Source organism: Mycobacterium bohemicum DSM 44277 (genome assembly GCF_001053185.1).
Lineage (GTDB): Bacteria > Actinomycetota > Actinomycetes > Mycobacteriales > Mycobacteriaceae > Mycobacterium > Mycobacterium bohemicum.
Map to the genome: position 1 here is coordinate 261,882 of NZ_CSTD01000005.1, position 15,575 is coordinate 277,456.

Below are 15,575 nucleotides of genomic sequence, written 5' to 3' on the forward strand. Positions count from 1 at the left end.
ATGCCGGCTCTCGGGGTGTTTCTAGGTGGGGTTATTGCTGCCCAGCAGCACCTGCTGGATATCGGGCTTCATGGCGACCAGTTGCTGGTTCCAGTACGGCCACGAGTGGGTTCCGTTGGCCGGGAAGTTGAACGTCCCGTTGCGGCCGCCCGCGGCGACGTAGGTGTTCTGGAACTGCTCGTTGGTGCGCAGCGTCAGGCCCTCGAGGAACTTGGCCGGCATGTTGTCGCCGCCGAGGTCGCTGGGGGTGCCGTTACCGCAGTACACCCAGATGCGGGTGTTGTTCTGCACCAACCGCGGGATCTGGACCATCGGGTCGTTGCGCTTCCACGCCGGGTCGCTCGACGGGCCCCACATGCTGTTCGCGTTGTAACCGCCCGAGTCGTTCATCGCCAGCCCGATCAGGGTCGGCCACCAGCCCTCGGAGGGGTTGAGGAAGCCCGACAGCGATGCGGCGTAGGGGAACTGCTGCGGGTAGTACGCCGCCAGGATCAGCGCCGAGCCGCCCGACATCGACAGCCCCACCGCGGCGTTGCCCGCGGGCGACACGCCCTTGTTCGCCTGCAACCAGGCGGGCATCTCCTGGGTCAAAAACGTTTCCCACTTGTAGGTGTAGTTCTGCCCGTTACCCTGCGAGGGCTGATACCAGTTGCTATAGAAGCTGGACTGGCCGCCGACCGGCATGATCACCGACAGGCCGGACTGGTAGAACTCCTCGAAGGCGGGGGTGTTGATGTCCCAGCCGTTGTAGTCGTCCTGCGCCCGCAGGCCGTCGAGCAGGTAGACCCCGTGCTGCCCGCCGCCCTGGAACTGCACCTTGATGTTTCGCCCCATCGACGGGGACGGCACATCGAGGTACTCGACCGGGAGCCCCGGCCTCGAGAACGCCCCCGCGGTAGCCGAGCCGCCGACGACGCCGACCAGGCCCGACAACAAGGCGGCCCCGACGACCGCCCCCGCTGCCTTGATGGCCAGCCGGCGCGGCATTGTCGCCGCTGCGCCACGCAACCTCTCACTGAACGTCATAGCTCCCTACCCATCCCAACTTTCGTCTGCCGCCCCCAGCGGGCGAAATATGTTCGCCAGCGCAGTGAAACACAGGGGCGGCGCGGGATTCGGGTGTCGTGGCCGGGGCGTGAGGTCGCGGTTGGCTAACGATTGGGAGTCGGCCCGGAATAGCGATGTGCGGGCGGCATTGCCGGGCCTAGGCGACCAGGCGACGCAATAGCGTTGAGGCCGTGGCGATCCCGACCGCCGCCGCCACCACCAGCACGACCATGTCCAGCGGGTTGAACGGGGTCCCGATCAACAGGCCGCGCAGGGCGTTGACCTCGTAGCTCAGCGGGTTGACCGTGCTCAGCACGCGCAACCAGGCCGGCATCACGTCGACGGGGTAGAGCGCGTTGGAGGCGAAGAACAGCGGCATCGTGATGGCCTGGCCGATTCCCATCAGCCGATCGCGGTTGCGGACCAGCCCGGCCAGCGTCATGGACAGACACGCGAAGAACGCGGCGCCGAGCATGACCACGGCCATGGCCGCCAGTACCCGCAGCGGGTTGATGGTCAGGCCGACCCCCATGACGTAGGCGAGCACCAGGACGCCGACGACCTGGGCGACCGAACGCACCCCGGCCGCGAACGCCTTGCCGGTGATGAGCGCGGACGCCGGCGCCGGCGTCACCATCAGCTTGGCCAGCACGCCGGCGTCCCGATCCCAAATGATCTGGATGCCATAGAAGATCGAGATGAACAGCGCCGACTGGGCGATGATCCCGGGCGCGAGGAACGCCAGGTAGGACACCGAACCGGTGTGGATGACGTGCAGGCGGCTGAAGGTGGTGCCAAAGATCAACAGCCACAACGCCGGCTGCACCATGCGGGTGACCAGCTCGGTGCGGTCGTGTTGCAGCTTCTGCAGTTCGACGATCGCGAATGCCGCGACCCGGCCCATCGTCGCGCCCACGCGCTGCCAGCCACGCGGCGCGCGGACCAGCGTTCCGGGACGGTGGCCGTCCAGGGAGATATCAACCGACACGGCGGGCAACCTTTCTGGCAGAACGGATTTCGCGGATGCCCGAGCGCGCATCCGACGATGCGTCGTCATCCAGCCCGGAGGCGGCGTAGTGACGGAACACGTCTTCGAGCGTGGCCCGGGGCGACACGGTCGACTTGAGTCTGTCCGGCGTCCCGACGGCTCGTAACCGCCCGCGGTGCATGAGCGCGACGCGATCGCACAGCGCGTCGGCCTCCTCCATGTAGTGGGTGGTCAGCAGCACGGTCATGCCGAACTGCGCCTGCATCTTCTGCACCTGCGTCCAGACGCCGTCGCGGGCGATCGGGTCCAGCCCCACCGTGGGTTCGTCGAGCATCAGCAGTGAGGGCCGATTGACCAGCGCCTGAGCCACTTCCAGCCGGCGCACCATGCCGCCGGAATAGGTCGCGGCCACCCGGTCGGCGACGTCGTGCAGTTCGAGCGCGTCCAGCGCTTCCTCGACGCGCTCGGCGCGCAGGGAGCGCGGCACGCCGTACAAGCGGGCGAACCATTCCACGTTCTGCCGGCCCGTCAGCGCCGGCTCTATCGAAAGCTGCTGCGGCACATAGCCGATATTGCTTCTGATGTCGGTCGTCTCCCGGCGGGCGTCCATGCCGAAGACGTGCAGCTCGCCGTCCTGCACGGGGGTCAGCGTGGTGAGCATGCGCACCATGGTGGTCTTCCCGGCGCCGTTGGGGCCCAGCAGACCGAGCGTTTCACCGGGCCGCACCTGCAGCGTCACGTCGTCGACGGCGGTGAACTGGCCATAGCGATAGGTCAGGTGTTCGGCGTCGACGGCCATCGGCAGTGGTCCGCTCATCACCGTCGCTCCTGAAGTTTGCGGGTCATCGTGTCGAGGACCTCCAATCCTTTTGTCAACGATTCGATTTCGTCTTCGTCGAGTTCCCCGAGCACCTCGGCCAGCAAACTTCGCCGCGCGGCCCGGGACGCGTCGGCCACCTGCTGCGCGGTCTCCGCGAGCCGCAGATGACCGACCCTGCGGTCCTTTTCGCCGACGGTCCGGACCAGCAAGCCGTCGGCGACCAGCTTGGACACCAGCGTCGAGGCCGTGTTGGGCTTCAACCCGAGCTCGGCCGCGGCTTCGCTGACCGAGATTCCCGGCTGCCGCCCGACCAGCCACAACAGCTCCGACTGCGACTCGGTGAGCCGCGACGAGTCGAAGGCGCGCCCCGCCGAGCTTCGCAGTTGCCGGCGGAACCTGCCGATCACGCGGAACACGTCGGTGACCGCGTCGCTGGTCACGGCGGTATGGGATCCCACCCGTCCGACGATACCTCTGTAACGGAGCTATTTATGTGTGCAGGCTGTGCGGACATTAGGTAGCAGCTACTTGTTCGATGCGGTGCAGCGCGATATCGGTCAGCGCACCGGATTGCGCCGTCGCGGTCAGGTAGGTGCAGAAGGGTTGCCGGCGCCGATCCGTCGGCGAGCCCGGATTGAGCAGTCGCAGGCCGGTTTTGCTCGTGGTGTCCCACGGGATGTGGCTGTGCCCGAACACCAGGACGTCGGTGTCGGGATAGCGCCGGGACATCCGGGCCTCGCGCCCGCCCGCGGGCCCGGTCTCGTGCACGACCGTGAAACGCACCCCGCCCAGCGTCGCGTCCGCCCGCTCGGGGAGCCGCGCGCGCAACGCCGGAGGGTCGTTGTTGCCCCAGCACGCGATCAGCCGGACCGCGCGGGCGTCGAGTTCGTCGAGCAGCGCCGGCGTCACCCAGTCCCCGGCGTGGATGACGACATCGGCGTTGGCGACCTCGTCCCAGATCTGTGCGGGCAGGTCGCGCGCCCGGGCGGGGACGTGGGTGTCGGCGACCAGGAGCAGCCTCACGGATACATTGTGCCGGCCGGGCGGAGGTCAGCCGCGCTGGCTCCGGGCTTCGGCGCCCGTCTCGCCCGCGTCGAACGTGTCGTCGGCGCCGGCCGCACCCACGTAGGAGCCGTCGTCGCCTTCCGAGGCGCGCGAGCGCGCCTCGTGCGCCTCGGGTTCGACGTCTTCCTCGGCCCTGTGGCCCTTGCTTTCCGGCATGGTGGTTCCTTTCCGATGCTGTCGGGGCTGGCGTCGCCGACTCAACGACCCGAGAAGCGGGTGGGTACCCCGCAGGCTTCCGCGCAAACCGGGCCGCATCGGCTCCGATAGGGTGCTTGCGGGCATCGTTGCCATGCAGAGGAGGACCGAATGCGCACCTTCGAGTCAGTGGCCGACCTCGCCGGCGCGGCCGGCGAGACGATCGGGCACAGCGACTGGGTGACCATCACCCAGGACGACGTCAACCTGTTCGCCGACGCGACCGGCGATCACCAGTGGATTCACGTCGACCCGGAACGGGCGGCCAAGGGCCCGTTCGGCACGACCATCGCACACGGTTTCATGACCCTGGCGTTGCTGCCGCGCCTGCAGCACCAGATCTACACGGTGAACGGCATCAAGCTCGCAATCAATTACGGGCTCAACAAGGTTCGCTTCCCCGCGCCGGTGCCGGTCGGATCCCGGGTGCGCGCCAACACCTCGTTGGTCAGCGTCGACGACCTCGGTGACGGCGCGGTGCAGGCGACGATGTCGACCACGGTCGAGATCGAGGGATCACCCAAGCCGGCGTGCGTCGCCGAAAGCGTCGTCCGCTACATCTCGTGACGTAGCGCCGCTGAGGCGGTCGCGGTTCCGCGAGACATAAACCATTGCGGCGCTCGGCGGCGTGTCGTCGCAGACGGTTATGTGTCGCGGCGAGCGCGGCAGCGCAGGCGGGTCAGAACTCGGCGATCGCGTGCTCCAGCCGTTCGGCCAACCGGGCCTCGGCCTCGGCGCGGCGGGTGGGGATGTGCGCGGACGGGAAAGGCGTTGTCACCGGCTCGTATTCACGCAAGGTGCGGCGGGCGACCGTCATCTTGTGCAGTTCGGTGGCGCCGTCGGCGATGCCCAGCGACTCCGCGGCCACCATCATCTTGACGAATGGCATCTCGTCGGACACACCGAGCGCGCCGTGCAGGTGCAGGGCCCGTTGCGCGACATCGTGCAGCACCTGCGGCATGGCCACCTTCACCGCGGCGATATCGCGGCGCACCTTCTGGTAGTCGTGGTGCTTGTCGATCAGCCACGCGGTGCGCAGGACCAGCAGCCGGAACTGCTCGATCTGGATCCAGCTGTCGGCGATCTTCTCCTGGGTCATCTGGAAGTCGGCGAGCCGCCCGTGCCTGGTCTTGCGCGACACCGCCCTCTCGCACATCATGTCAAAAGCGCTGCGCGCCAACGCGATCGTACGCATAGCGTGGTGAATGCGGCCACCCCCGAGCCGGGTCTGGGCGATCATGAAGGCGTGCCCCTCGCCGCCGAGCACGTGGTCGGCGGGCACGCGGACGTCGCGGTAGCGGACGTAGCCGTGGCTGGCGCGCCTGGCGGATTCGGCCCCGACGCCGACGTTGCGCACGATCTCGATCCCCGGCGTCTCGGCCGGGACGATGAACAGCGACATCTTGTCGTAGGTGCGTGCCTCGGGGTTGGTGACGGCCATGACGATGAAGAACGACGCGTGTTTGGCGTTGGTGGAGAACCACTTCTCGCCGTTGATCACCCAGTCCCCGTTTGCCGAGCCGTCGCGGGTGGCGGTGGTGACGAATTGCCCGGGATCCGAACCGCCCTGCGGCTCGGTCATCGAGTAGCAGGAGGTGATCTCGCCGTCCAGCAGCGGCTGCAGGTACCGGGCCTTTTGTTCCTCGGTGCCGAACAGCGCCAGGATTTCGGCGTTGCCCGAGTCGGGCGCCTGGCAGCCGAACACCGACGGCGCCCACCGGGACCGGCCCAGGATCTCATTGAGCAGCGCGAGTTTCACCTGGCCGAAGCCCTGACCGCCCAGTTCGGGGCGCAGGTGTGCGGCCCACAATCCCTGGTCCTTCACCTGCTGCTGCAGCGGCCGCAGGACGGCCATCATCTCTGCGTTCTTCTTGTCGTACGGATCCAGCGGCACCAGATCGAGCGGTTCGAGCTCGTCGACCATGAATTCCTTGACCCAGTCGAGCTTTTCCTGGTACTCGGGGTCTGTTTCGAAGTCCCACACCGTGGTCATCCGTTCCCCGGCGCAGCGTCGCGCCGGACTCGACGATGAAGCCTCACCATCGTAGGCGCAGGCCCCGGGCGTCGGGGAGCGGATCTACCCCCCGCCACCGCGGGTGTCGACGACACGCTGGGCGACGTCGACGAGTTTCAGCTGGCTTTCCTGGGACAGCTTCCGCAGCAACTCGAAGGCCCGCACCTCGTCCACGCCGAAGCGTTCCATGATGATGCCTTTGGCCTGACCGATGCGGTCGCGGGTCGACACCGCCGACTGCAACTGCTCGCTGTGGCGCGCCGCCAGAATGGCGGCGGCGGCGTGCGCGGCCAGCACCGAGCCGGTGGTCTCCGCGTCGGTGTCCCACGCAGCGGTCCGCAGGCCGAACAGGTTCAGCGCGCCGGCGGTCCGATCGGCGGTGTACAGCTTGAACGACAGGCTGCTGTGCACACCGTGCCGGACGGCCGCCGGCGCGTATTTCGGCCAGCGGGGTTCGTCGCGCATGTCGTCGCTGCGCACGATCGTTTCGGTGAGTGCGGCTTCGGCGCAGGGCCCTTCGCCGAAATCGTGCTGCAGCCGGTCGAGCAGCGCCACCAGGCCGTCGGTGTCGGCGACGGATTCGAATTCGCCGCCCTTCTTGACGAGCAACACCCCGGCGAAGTCGGCTCCCGAAATCAGCTCCACCGCCGCATCGGTGACGTCGCGCAGCACCCGTTCGAGTGGGCGCGGCGCGGCGGTTTCGCGCGCCAGCTCGGCCATGCGCACGGCAAGAGCGTGTCCGGCGCTCGCGTCCGGTAGGTCCATGAGGTCGAATCTCCACGATTGCCCGCGGGGTCGCGGGGTGAGGTTCAGCCGTCGGCGGCTCTCGGTTTCGGCTTATCTGCCAGCGTTTGTCGGCATACCGCACGGGTACCCGCCCTTGATCAGACCAAATCCGCAAGCCCTAGGAGTCCACGTGTTCGTGCACAACAAAGCCCTGCAGTTCGAGGTTCGGGTGAGCCAACCCGACCCACGTTTCGCCACACTGCTGCAAGAGCAGTTCGGCGGCGCCAACGGCGAACTCAAGGCCGCCATGCAGTACTTCACCCAGGCGTTCGTGCTGCGCGAGAAGAACCCCAAGATGTACGACCTGTTCATGGACATCGCCACCGAGGAGCTCAGCCACCTCGAAATGGTCGGCTCGATGATCACGATGTTGCTGGACGGCCTCAACGACAACCTGAAGATCGCCAACGAAAAGTGCGACTGGATGCCCGCGGTGGCCAGCGCCGACGGGCGCGACCAGATCGTCCATCAGGTGGCCGTCAATCCGCTGTACCTGGCGCTCAACGGCGGCAGCCCGGACGTCAGCAACTCCCAGGGGGTGCCGTGGATGGGTTCCTACGTCACCGCCAACGGCGATCCCACCGTGGACCTGCGCAGTAACTTGGCGGCCGAGTCCCGGGCAAAGGTCGTCTATGAGTACCTCAAGCAGTTCACCGACGACCCGGGTGTGCAGGACACGTTGACCTTCTTGATGACGCGCGAGGTGACGCACTATCAGCAGTTCACCGCGGCGCTCAACGAATTGCCGGTGAACTTCCCGCCGGGGCAGCTGCCGGCGGACCCGCGCTTCGCCAACGTGGCCTTCAACATGTCGAACGGAGGCGGCGAGTCGATTCGCGGGCCGTGGAACCAGGGGCAGGGCCCGTGGCCCGAGGGCATGGAGTGGGAGTACGTGGAGAAGCCCCAGGAGCAGTGGCTGGGCGGCGCCAAGCGGCGGAACAAGGGCGCCGAGACCAATCCGCAGGGATCGCCGGCCGTCGACGCCGAGAAGCCGTTCACCCACGAACAGCGCACGCCCACCGGCTAATCCGGACGCACGAGAGCCGGGCGTCCTCGTCGACGCCCGGCTCTTGGCTGCGATGCGCTAGTGGATCTGCGGATCGGGCGGATTGTCCGCGCTGCGGCCGGTGACGGCGTCGCGCACGTGGTCCATGACCGCCGCGCCCATCCCCACGGTCTTCAGCACCGCCGGATTGGGCGGGGTGTCCGGGTGTGGCCGGGTCGGCGCGAGTTTCTTTGCCTTCTCCAGCTTTTCGCCGATCTTCTCCAGGTCGGCGCGGCTGATCGCCACCTCGACCTGCGGCCACACCACCTCCTGCTCGTAGGCGATGTGCTCCCGGCCCGCCTCGACGAACTCCTGCAGCGCCTCGTGGTAGTCCGGCTCGCCCGGCTTGCCATCCTCCAGCCGCTGTAGCAGCTTCTTGCCGGCCTGCTCCTGCTCAATCGCCCTGTCGGCCAGCGCATCACCGACCGCCTCCCGGACGGCCGGCCAGAAGAACTGCTCCTCGATCGCCTCGTGTTGCGACTCGGCGATGATGAGGTTGTTCACCACCGTCTCCAGGCCGCTGGCCTCCGCGCCCGAGCCCGACGGCGCACCGTCGAGCGATTCGAGCAACCCGAGCACGCTCTTGTGGTCCTGACGAAGAAAAGTGATCGCGTCCATACCCTGCCTTCCCAAAATTGAAGATGGCGTGCGGGTACCCGGGCGCAATGCGGCGAAACGGTGGCGCTAGTGCAGCTTCGTCAAGACGTTGGCGCCGTAGAAGTCGATGGCGCTGACCGGATCGCCCTGCGGGAAGTGCACGAACGGAATGGCGCCGGCGTCGAGAACCCCCTGCACGGCGGCGATGTGGGGCCCGGCGTCGGCGCCGACCGCCCAGTTGGCGAGCACTTTGTCGATCGGGTTCGCCGCGGCGGCGCGCTGGATGTCCACGGGATTCGGTTGGTCGACCGCGCCCGCGGTGAACCGCCACAAGGTGGCGGCGCGGGTGGCCTCGTCGTTGTCGCCGACGACCGCGAACAACTCGGCGCGCTTGCCGAGTGCGGCCGGGTCGCGGCCGGCCGCTTGCGCTCCGGCGGCGAGTGCGGCGAGCAGTTTCGGGTCACGCAGGTCCCGCGCCTGGGTGATCCAGCCGTCGCCGAACCGGCCCGCCAGCGTCGCGCTCTTCGGACCGCTGGCCGCCACGAAGATCGGCGGCGGTGTGGGCGGAACGTCGTAAAGCCTCAATGAATCGGTCGGGAAGTATTTGCCCGCGAACGAAATTCGCGATCCACTCCACAGCTGACGGATCAGCGTGATGGCCTCGACCAGCCGGTCGTGGCGCTCGGCGTACTTGCCGAACATCGTGGTGGTGGCCTGCTCGTTGAGGCGCTCGCCGGTGCCGACGCCGAGAAAGACGCGTCCGGGGTTGAGAATCACCAGCGAGGCGAAGGCCTGGGCCACCGTGGCCGGGTGGTACCGGTAGGTGGGGCAGGTCACGCCGGTGCCGAACGCGATGCGGCTGGTGGCCTGGCCAACGAGCGCCAGTGTGAGCCAAGGGAACATCGAGTGGCCCTCGTTGTCCTGCCACGGCTGGATGTGGTCGCTGGCCCAGACGTATTGAAAGCCGGCCTTTTCGGCGGCCTGGGCCTGGGCCACGAGCTGGTCGGTGCGGAACTGCTCGTGCGAGAGCACCACCCCGACGCCCTTGCCCGCCGGTGGCGGCGAAGCGGGCCTGCCGCGCTCGTCGGCGCACGCCGCCGACAATCCGGCGGTTCCCAGCGCGCCGGCACCGGCGGCCACCCGCCCGAACGCCCGTCGCGAGATGCCGGTCACCGGATCAAAATACCCGCCACGCAGTCCGTCACACCCGCGAAGCTTGACGCGCTAGCCTCACCTGGTGAGCCCGCAGGCGCGCCCCGCGCGCAAGACCGACATGCGCGCGATCTCGCGCACGATGGCCCGGGCCTTTCACGACGATCCCGTCATGGAATGGATGTTTCCGGACGAGGCCGCCCGGCCGGCGCAACTGGCCCGGATGTTTGCCGCGATGACCCGCCACCACCACTTCGCCGGGGGCGGCGTCGAAGTGGCGTGCGACGGCCCCGGCGTCGGCGCCGCGGCCCTGTGGGATCCGCCGAATCGATGGCGGTATTCGCGCCGGGAGGAACTGACGATGATGCCGGCCTTCATCCGCGTGTTCGGCCTGAGTTCGGCAAAGGCGCGCGGCGTTCAGGAGTTCATGAAGCGCGAACACCCCGAAGAGCCGCACTGGTATCTGGCGGCGATCGGCAGTGACCCGTCGGTGCGCGGTCGTGGCTTCGGGCAGGCGCTGATGCGGTCGCGGCTGCAGCGCTGCGACGCCGAATACTGCCCGGCCTATCTGGAGTCCAGTAAGCCCGAAAACGTTCCGTATTACCAGCGTTTCGGCTTCACGGTCACCCGCGAGATGCAACTGCCCGGCGGTGGGCCACCGCTGTGGGCGATGTGGCGGGCGCCGCGATGACGGGCGGGCGCGTTTAGCGCCCGGAACCCCGGGGCAACCGTTGCCCATGACCGAAAACCCCGACGGGCCGGCAGATGCCGCCGACTTCCCCGAGGAGGGCGGTCCCGGCCAGACCTTGAACCCCAGCGAGGGCACCGACTCCGACGAGTTGCACAACGACGACGGCGACATCGTCGTCGATCCGCCCGACGATTGGAGCGAGGCCAACCGATTCGGGATGACGGCGCGAGAGCAACGGGAAGGCGAATCCCTCGATCAGCGCCTCGCCGAAGAGGAGCCCGACGTCACCCCGGATTCGATCGATGTAGCGGACTCGCTCCCGGACCGCCCGCCCGGGCGCGCGCACCGGGGCCAGATCGACGGCGCGCCCGAGGACGGCGATTCGTTGTACCAGGCCGTCGATGAAAACGGTGCCTCCGATTTCACGCGGACCATCGAGTGATCAGTGTTCGACTGTTCACTGCGTTGGACGCGTCCGCGCCGTTGGTCAGGGGACGCTTCGCCAGCCGGCTATGCCGATGGCGATCATCCGCAACTGCTTGACGGCGATCCGTCGGATGTCTTCGAGTGCCTCGGCGCTTTGCGCGTCCTCGATCGCCTCGGCGATGACGATCATCGAGTTCACGAACAGGGCCGCCAGCACGTTGAGGTCTTCGGTGCTCCACTCGTGCAGCCGCGGGAAGCGCGCGAGGTCGGTGGCCAACTCGGAGGTGATCAGCCGGATCTCGGTGCGGATGGCGTAGCGGAGCACCGACAGGCCGCTGTTGCGCTCCCGGGCGATGAGCCGCCAGTGCTCCCGCCGTTCGGCGACGCTGCCGATCAGGATCTCGACGGATGACTCGATCACGCGGTTCGGGTCGAGCTTGCCGGCACGCGCCTCGCGCAGGGTGTCGCGCAGGGAGCGGAACGATTCGTCGATGAGGACCAGTCCGAGCGCTTCCATCGACTCGAAGTGACGGTAGAACGCGGCGGGCACGATCCCGACCTCGCGGGTGACCTCGCGCAGGCTCAGGCTCGAGAAGCTGCGATCGCCCAGCAGCTTCAGGGCGGCGGCGATGATGGCGCGGCGGGTGGCCTCCTTGCGCTCCTCGCGCGACGTGGTTTCGCGTGCCCGCTCGCGGCCAGATCCACGCAAACGTGAGCTAGGAGTACGGCCGTTCACTGTGTGAACCCTACCACAGAGCAGCAGTAAACCCTTGACGACCAGGGGTAAGTCCCTGCACGGTATACATATGTTCACTCAAACTTCCCGAGCTCTCCGGAGGCGGGTCCTGGGTTCGGACCTGGTGGATCTGCTCACCGGCCCGCACGGCGTGGACCGCTACACCGAGCTGGTCGCGCCCACCTGGACGCTGGGCGAGGCCCGCGCCAAGGTCACCGCCGTCCGCCGCGCCACCCCGCGCAGCCTCACCCTCACCCTCGCCCCGAACGAGAGCTTCACCTCCACCTGCACCGTCAAGGCGGGCCAGTACGTCAACGTCACGGTCGAGATCGACGGGCGGCGGCACACCCGCTGCTATTCGCCGGCCAACGCCGAAGGAAGCGCCGAGATCGAACTGACGATCGGCCGCCACGACTGCGGACTGGTCTCCAACTACCTCTACGAGCGCGCCCGCCGCGGCATGGTGGTCGGCCTGGCCGGGGTCGGCGGCGACTTCACCCTGCCGGATCGGCGCCCGCGGCGGATCCTCTTCGTCTCAGGCGGAAGCGGCATCACCCCGGTGCTGGCGATGGCGCGCACCCTGGTCGCCGAGGGGCACCTCGAAACCGGCGCGGGCGAAATCGCGTTCGTCCACTACGCGCGCAGCGCCGTCGAGGCGTGCTACCGCGACGATCTCGCGGCGCTGCGCGGCGTCCGCGTGTTGCACGGCTACACCCGATCGGACGGGGGCGACCTCGTCGGCCGTTTCGATTCCGGACACCTGGCCGCCGCGATGCCCTCACCCGACGCGGTGTTCGTCTGCGGGCCAAAGGATTTGGTCGACGCGGTGCGCGAACACTGTGACAACGTCCACACCGAGAGCTTCGTGCCACCGGCGTTCGATGCGCCGGCCATCGCCTCGGGCGGCCGAATCACCTTCTCCGACAGCGGCATCGACGTCACAGACGACGGACGTCCGCTGCTCGAGCAGGCGGAGGCGGCAGGCCTGACGCCCGAAAGCGGATGCCGCATGGGCATCTGCCACACCTGCACCAGGCGCAAGATCGCCGGGACGGTGCGCAACCTGACCAGCGGCGCCGTGTCGACCGGGCCCGACGAGGAGGTCCAGATCTGCGTGTCCGTGCCGGTCGGTGACGTCGAGCTTTCGCTGTGAACCAAGCACCCACGCGAGTGTGCGGCGCCGGCCGCGTCGGGCCGCCAGATGCACAGTCGGACCGAAAGGAAGAACCATGACAAAGAACAAGGTCACCCTGACTGCCGAGCAGGCCGAGGAATTCGGCCGCGAGCTGGACGCGATCAAGGAACGCGTGATGGCCGATCTCGGCCAAGCGGACGCCGACTACATCCGCCGCGTCATCAAGGCCCAGCGCGCGCTGGAGGTCGGCGGCCGCGCGCTGTTGTTCCTGCCGCCGGCCTGGCCGGCGGGCACCGTCATGCTGGGCTTGTCGAAGATCCTCGACAACATGGAGATCGGCCACAACATCATGCACGGCCAGTACGACTGGATGCGTGACCCGGCGATCTCCGGGCGGTCCTTCGAGTGGGACACCGCCTGCCCGGCCGACCAATGGCGGCATTCGCACAATTACATGCACCACACCCACACCAACATCGTCGGGATGGACCGCGACATCGGCTACGGCATCCTGCGGATGAGCGAAGACCAGCGCTGGAGCCCGTACTACCTGGGCAACCCGGTGTACGCGTTCGGGTTGATGGTGCTGTTCCAGTACGGCGTCGCCCTGCACGAGCTGGAAACCGAGCGCATCCGGGCCGGTGAGATCCGGCTCGCGGACAAGCGCGAGACGCTGAAGCAGATATGGAAGAAGACCCGCCGGCAGACCCTGAAGGACTACGTAGCCTTCCCGCTGCTGGCGGGGCCCTTCGCCCCCTTCGTCCTGGCGGGCAACCTGTCGGCCAACCTGATGCGAAACGTGTGGTCGTACATGATCATCTTCTGCGGCCATTTCCCGGACGGCACACAGGAATTCACCGTCGAGGAGACGCGGGACGAATCCCGCGGGCAGTGGTATTTCCGCCAGGTGCTCGGTTCGGCAAACCTGACCGGGGGCAAACTCTTTCACCTGCTGTCCGGCAACCTGTCGCACCAGATCGAGCACCACCTGTTTCCCGACATGCCGGCCCGCCGCTATGCCGAGATCGCGCCCGAAGTGGAGCGGATCTGCACGCGCTACGGGATCCCCTACAACAAGGGCCCGCTGCTCAGGCAGTTCGGCACGGTCGTTCGCAAGATCGTCAAGCTGGCCGTGCCGGACTCGCTCGTCCGGGAAACGGCGCCGGACGAACCCGCCGAGCGGACGTCCGTGGCGGCCTGAGGCCGCCTGAGCCTGCGGCTACGGCGCCGAGCCTGCGTGCAAGGTGCCTCGCCTTGCGTCGAGGTAGCCCTGGACGCAGTCTCGACGCAACGGCATTCTGCCGCCACAATGGGCGGCGTGGAATGGACCGGCGCCCGCTACGCGGACACACCGACGGTGGAGGCGTCGACATGGATCGACGCCGACCCCGACCGCGTGTGGAGCCTGGTCTGCGACGTCCAGCTGATGCCGGCCCTCAGCAACGAACTGCAAGCGGTCGAATGGGCGCCCGGGTGCAACGCCCCCCGGCTGGGTGCCCGCTTCGTCGGGCACAACGAACACCGGGCCATCGGCCGGTGGAGCACCATGTCACACATCGTCTGCTGCGACGAGCCGCGCGAATTCGCCTGGGCGGTCGGCGAACCGGAGAACCCGGCGGCGACGTGGCGATTCCGGCTGACCCCGCGGGACGGTGGCACGGAGCTGAGCTATCGGGCGCAGATGGGCCCGGGGCGTTCGGGAATTTCCGCAGCTATCGAGGCGATGCCCGACAAGGAGCAGAAGATCGTGTTCGTGCGGCTGCGCGAATTCGAGGATTCGATCGGCAAGACGCTCGCGGCCATCAAGAGGCTGGCCGAACACGGCGTGCGTTGATGCGGACCGCGACGACGGTCGAATTCTCCGGCGCGCCCGGCGACGTGGCCTCGTTCGTGGTCGAGACGGAGAGGCTGGGCCTGGACGTCTGCTGGGTCGCCGAGGCCTGGGGCGCGGACGCTCCGTCGGCGCTGGGCTACCTGGCGGCGCGGACGGACCGCATCTTGCTGGGGTCGGGCATCCTGCAGGTCGGCACCCGCACTCCCGTCGCCGTCGCGCAGGCCGCGATCGCGCTGTCCAACCTGTCGGGCGGCCGGTTCCTGCTGGGGCTCGGGGCGTCGGGCCCGCAGGTGATCGAGGGCCTGCACGGAGTGCAGTTCGCCCGGCCGCTGGCCCGAGTGTCCGAAACCGTCGACATCGTCCGGCAGGTCTTCGCCGGCGGCAAGATCTCGCACTCCGGCGACGAGTTTCAGATCCCCCTGCCCGGCGGCGAGGGGGTGCCGATGCGGTTGTCGACCAGGGCCGAGCACACCATCCCGATCTACCTGGCCGCGCTGTCGCCGGCGATGCTGCGCCTGACCGGACGGATCGCCGACGGCTGGCTCGGCACCAGCTTCGTGCCGGAAGGCGCCGCCGACGCCTACTTCGCCCACCTCGACCGGGGGCTGGCGGCCGCGGGCCGCACGCGCGCCGACATCGACGTCTGCCAGGGCGCCGAAGTCGCCTTCGCCGCCGACGAAGACGAGCTGCGCGGCATGCTCGCGGGTCGCAGGAAGGAGTTGGCGTTCAGCCTGGGCGGCATGGGCTCGTCGAGCACCAACTACTACAACCAGGCCTACGGCAGGCAGGGTTGGGCGGAGGTCGCCGCGCAGGTGCGCGAGCGGTGGCAGAGCGCCGACCGCGAGGGCGCGGCGGCGCTGGTGACCGATGACATGGTGCTGGCCACGACGCTGATCGGCACCGAGGAGATGGTCCGCGCCCGGCTCGCGGTGTGGCGGGACGCCGGCGTGGACACGGTGCGGCTGTATCCGGCCGGTGACACTCCGGAGGCCAAGCTGTCCACGCTCGGCCGGGCCATCGAATTGGTCAGGGCGACGGGCTGAT

At 68.3% G+C, this 15,575-nt stretch carries 19 protein-coding genes; 8 read left to right on the top strand and 11 right to left on the bottom strand.

Going from position 1 to position 15,575, the window contains the following annotated elements; all coding sequences use genetic code 11:
* Positions 1 to 21 precede the first annotated feature (21 nt).
* The 6 genes from ag85C to BN971_RS25205 form a co-directional block, all read right to left on the bottom strand.
* Complete coding sequence (gene ag85C, locus BN971_RS21120; protein ID WP_085179613.1) at positions 22 to 1,026, bottom strand: diacylglycerol acyltransferase/mycolyltransferase Ag85C; 1,005 nt, start codon at positions 1,024 to 1,026, stop codon at positions 22 to 24.
* Between the two features lie 178 nt (positions 1,027 to 1,204).
* Positions 1,205 to 1,951, bottom strand: coding sequence for an ABC transporter permease (locus BN971_RS21125; RefSeq protein ID WP_090350573.1), 747 nt, complete (start codon positions 1,949 to 1,951; stop codon positions 1,205 to 1,207).
* A 73-nt stretch (positions 1,952 to 2,024) separates the two neighbouring features.
* Positions 2,025 to 2,852, bottom strand: a complete 828-nt coding sequence (locus tag BN971_RS21130) for an ATP-binding cassette domain-containing protein (RefSeq protein ID WP_085179612.1) — start codon at positions 2,850 to 2,852, stop codon at positions 2,025 to 2,027.
* Positions 2,852 to 3,313: a MarR family winged helix-turn-helix transcriptional regulator gene (locus BN971_RS21135; RefSeq protein WP_169718553.1), complete on the bottom strand. Its 462-nt coding sequence runs from the start codon at positions 3,311 to 3,313 to the stop codon at positions 2,852 to 2,854. The genes BN971_RS21130 and BN971_RS21135 overlap by 1 nt, the downstream gene beginning before the upstream one ends.
* A gap of 55 nt (positions 3,314 to 3,368) precedes the next feature.
* On the bottom strand, positions 3,369 to 3,878 hold the full coding sequence (locus BN971_RS21140) for a metallophosphoesterase family protein (protein ID WP_085179611.1): 510 nt from the start codon (positions 3,876 to 3,878) through the stop codon (positions 3,369 to 3,371).
* Between the two features lie 27 nt (positions 3,879 to 3,905).
* On the bottom strand, positions 3,906 to 4,076 hold the full coding sequence (locus tag BN971_RS25205; RefSeq protein ID WP_169718552.1) for a hypothetical protein: 171 nt from the start codon (positions 4,074 to 4,076) through the stop codon (positions 3,906 to 3,908).
* A 150-nt stretch (positions 4,077 to 4,226) separates the two neighbouring features.
* Between BN971_RS25205 and BN971_RS21145 the strand changes: the two genes are divergently transcribed.
* Positions 4,227 to 4,682, top strand: coding sequence for a MaoC family dehydratase (locus BN971_RS21145; RefSeq protein ID WP_085179610.1), 456 nt, complete (start codon positions 4,227 to 4,229; stop codon positions 4,680 to 4,682).
* Between the two features lie 112 nt (positions 4,683 to 4,794).
* Here BN971_RS21145 and BN971_RS21150 read toward each other — a convergent pair whose 3' ends face one another.
* Both BN971_RS21150 and BN971_RS21155 read right to left on the bottom strand, forming a co-directional pair.
* Complete coding sequence (locus tag BN971_RS21150) at positions 4,795 to 6,108, bottom strand: acyl-CoA dehydrogenase family protein (RefSeq protein ID WP_085179609.1); 1,314 nt, start codon at positions 6,106 to 6,108, stop codon at positions 4,795 to 4,797.
* A gap of 84 nt (positions 6,109 to 6,192) precedes the next feature.
* On the bottom strand, positions 6,193 to 6,894 hold the full coding sequence (locus BN971_RS21155) for a GAF and ANTAR domain-containing protein (protein ID WP_085179608.1): 702 nt from the start codon (positions 6,892 to 6,894) through the stop codon (positions 6,193 to 6,195).
* A 151-nt stretch (positions 6,895 to 7,045) separates the two neighbouring features.
* Between BN971_RS21155 and BN971_RS21160 the strand changes: the two genes are divergently transcribed.
* Complete coding sequence (locus BN971_RS21160; protein ID WP_085179607.1) at positions 7,046 to 7,942, top strand: manganese catalase family protein; 897 nt, start codon at positions 7,046 to 7,048, stop codon at positions 7,940 to 7,942.
* 57 nt (positions 7,943 to 7,999) lie between these two features.
* Here the strand turns inward: BN971_RS21160 and BN971_RS21165 are convergent, their stop codons facing one another.
* Both BN971_RS21165 and BN971_RS21170 read right to left on the bottom strand, forming a co-directional pair.
* Entirely contained in the window at positions 8,000 to 8,578 is a 579-nt protein-coding gene (locus BN971_RS21165; protein ID WP_085179606.1) for a hemerythrin domain-containing protein, read from the bottom strand.
* A gap of 66 nt (positions 8,579 to 8,644) precedes the next feature.
* Positions 8,645 to 9,730, bottom strand: a complete 1,086-nt coding sequence (locus tag BN971_RS21170; RefSeq protein WP_085179605.1) for a F420-dependent hydroxymycolic acid dehydrogenase — start codon at positions 9,728 to 9,730, stop codon at positions 8,645 to 8,647.
* A gap of 64 nt (positions 9,731 to 9,794) precedes the next feature.
* Between BN971_RS21170 and BN971_RS21175 the strand changes: the two genes are divergently transcribed.
* The gene (locus BN971_RS21175) at positions 9,795 to 10,400 is read left to right on the top strand and encodes a GNAT family N-acetyltransferase (RefSeq protein WP_085179604.1); all 606 of its coding nucleotides are present in this window, start codon (positions 9,795 to 9,797) and stop codon (positions 10,398 to 10,400) included.
* Between the two features lie 46 nt (positions 10,401 to 10,446).
* The gene (locus tag BN971_RS21180; RefSeq protein WP_085179603.1) at positions 10,447 to 10,842 is read left to right on the top strand and encodes a hypothetical protein; all 396 of its coding nucleotides are present in this window, start codon (positions 10,447 to 10,449) and stop codon (positions 10,840 to 10,842) included.
* A gap of 45 nt (positions 10,843 to 10,887) precedes the next feature.
* Here the strand turns inward: BN971_RS21180 and BN971_RS21185 are convergent, their stop codons facing one another.
* On the bottom strand, positions 10,888 to 11,535 hold the full coding sequence (locus tag BN971_RS21185) for a TetR family transcriptional regulator (RefSeq protein WP_170322209.1): 648 nt from the start codon (positions 11,533 to 11,535) through the stop codon (positions 10,888 to 10,890).
* 97 nt (positions 11,536 to 11,632) lie between these two features.
* On the opposite strand from BN971_RS21185, the gene BN971_RS21190 reads away from it, so the two are divergent.
* From BN971_RS21190 to BN971_RS21205, 4 genes are all read left to right on the top strand, one after another.
* On the top strand, positions 11,633 to 12,715 hold the full coding sequence (locus BN971_RS21190; protein WP_085179601.1) for a flavin reductase family protein: 1,083 nt from the start codon (positions 11,633 to 11,635) through the stop codon (positions 12,713 to 12,715).
* A 76-nt stretch (positions 12,716 to 12,791) separates the two neighbouring features.
* Complete coding sequence (locus BN971_RS21195; RefSeq protein WP_085179600.1) at positions 12,792 to 13,898, top strand: fatty acid desaturase family protein; 1,107 nt, start codon at positions 12,792 to 12,794, stop codon at positions 13,896 to 13,898.
* A 108-nt stretch (positions 13,899 to 14,006) separates the two neighbouring features.
* The gene (locus tag BN971_RS21200; protein WP_170322210.1) at positions 14,007 to 14,531 is read left to right on the top strand and encodes an SRPBCC family protein; all 525 of its coding nucleotides are present in this window, start codon (positions 14,007 to 14,009) and stop codon (positions 14,529 to 14,531) included.
* Complete coding sequence (locus BN971_RS21205) at positions 14,531 to 15,574, top strand: LLM class flavin-dependent oxidoreductase (protein WP_085179599.1); 1,044 nt, start codon at positions 14,531 to 14,533, stop codon at positions 15,572 to 15,574. The genes BN971_RS21200 and BN971_RS21205 overlap by 1 nt, the downstream gene beginning before the upstream one ends.
* Position 15,575: the final 1 nt, after the last annotated feature.

Excerpts from the sequence above, each read along its gene's own strand:
- BN971_RS21145 (WP_085179610.1), top strand. The coding sequence starts at position 4,227 with ATGCGCACCTTCGAGTCAGTGGCCGACCTCGCCGGCGCGGCCGGCGAG.
- BN971_RS21150 (WP_085179609.1), bottom strand. The coding sequence starts at position 6,108 with ATGACCACGGTGTGGGACTTCGAAACAGACCCCGAGTACCAGGAAAAG.
- BN971_RS21125 (WP_090350573.1), bottom strand. The coding sequence starts at position 1,951 with ATGGGCCGGGTCGCGGCATTCGCGATCGTCGAACTGCAGAAGCTGCAA.
- BN971_RS21180 (WP_085179603.1), top strand. The coding sequence starts at position 10,447 with ATGACCGAAAACCCCGACGGGCCGGCAGATGCCGCCGACTTCCCCGAG.
- BN971_RS25205 (WP_169718552.1), bottom strand. The coding sequence starts at position 4,076 with ATGCCGGAAAGCAAGGGCCACAGGGCCGAGGAAGACGTCGAACCCGAG.
- BN971_RS21205 (WP_085179599.1), top strand. The coding sequence starts at position 14,531 with ATGCGGACCGCGACGACGGTCGAATTCTCCGGCGCGCCCGGCGACGTG.
- ag85C (WP_085179613.1), bottom strand. The coding sequence starts at position 1,026 with ATGACGTTCAGTGAGAGGTTGCGTGGCGCAGCGGCGACAATGCCGCGC.
- BN971_RS21130 (WP_085179612.1), bottom strand. The coding sequence starts at position 2,852 with ATGAGCGGACCACTGCCGATGGCCGTCGACGCCGAACACCTGACCTAT.
- BN971_RS21195 (WP_085179600.1), top strand. The coding sequence starts at position 12,792 with ATGACAAAGAACAAGGTCACCCTGACTGCCGAGCAGGCCGAGGAATTC.
- BN971_RS21155 (WP_085179608.1), bottom strand. The coding sequence starts at position 6,894 with ATGGACCTACCGGACGCGAGCGCCGGACACGCTCTTGCCGTGCGCATG.
- BN971_RS21165 (WP_085179606.1), bottom strand. The coding sequence starts at position 8,578 with ATGGACGCGATCACTTTTCTTCGTCAGGACCACAAGAGCGTGCTCGGG.
- BN971_RS21200 (WP_170322210.1), top strand. The coding sequence starts at position 14,007 with ATGGGCGGCGTGGAATGGACCGGCGCCCGCTACGCGGACACACCGACG.
- BN971_RS21190 (WP_085179601.1), top strand. The coding sequence starts at position 11,633 with ATGTTCACTCAAACTTCCCGAGCTCTCCGGAGGCGGGTCCTGGGTTCG.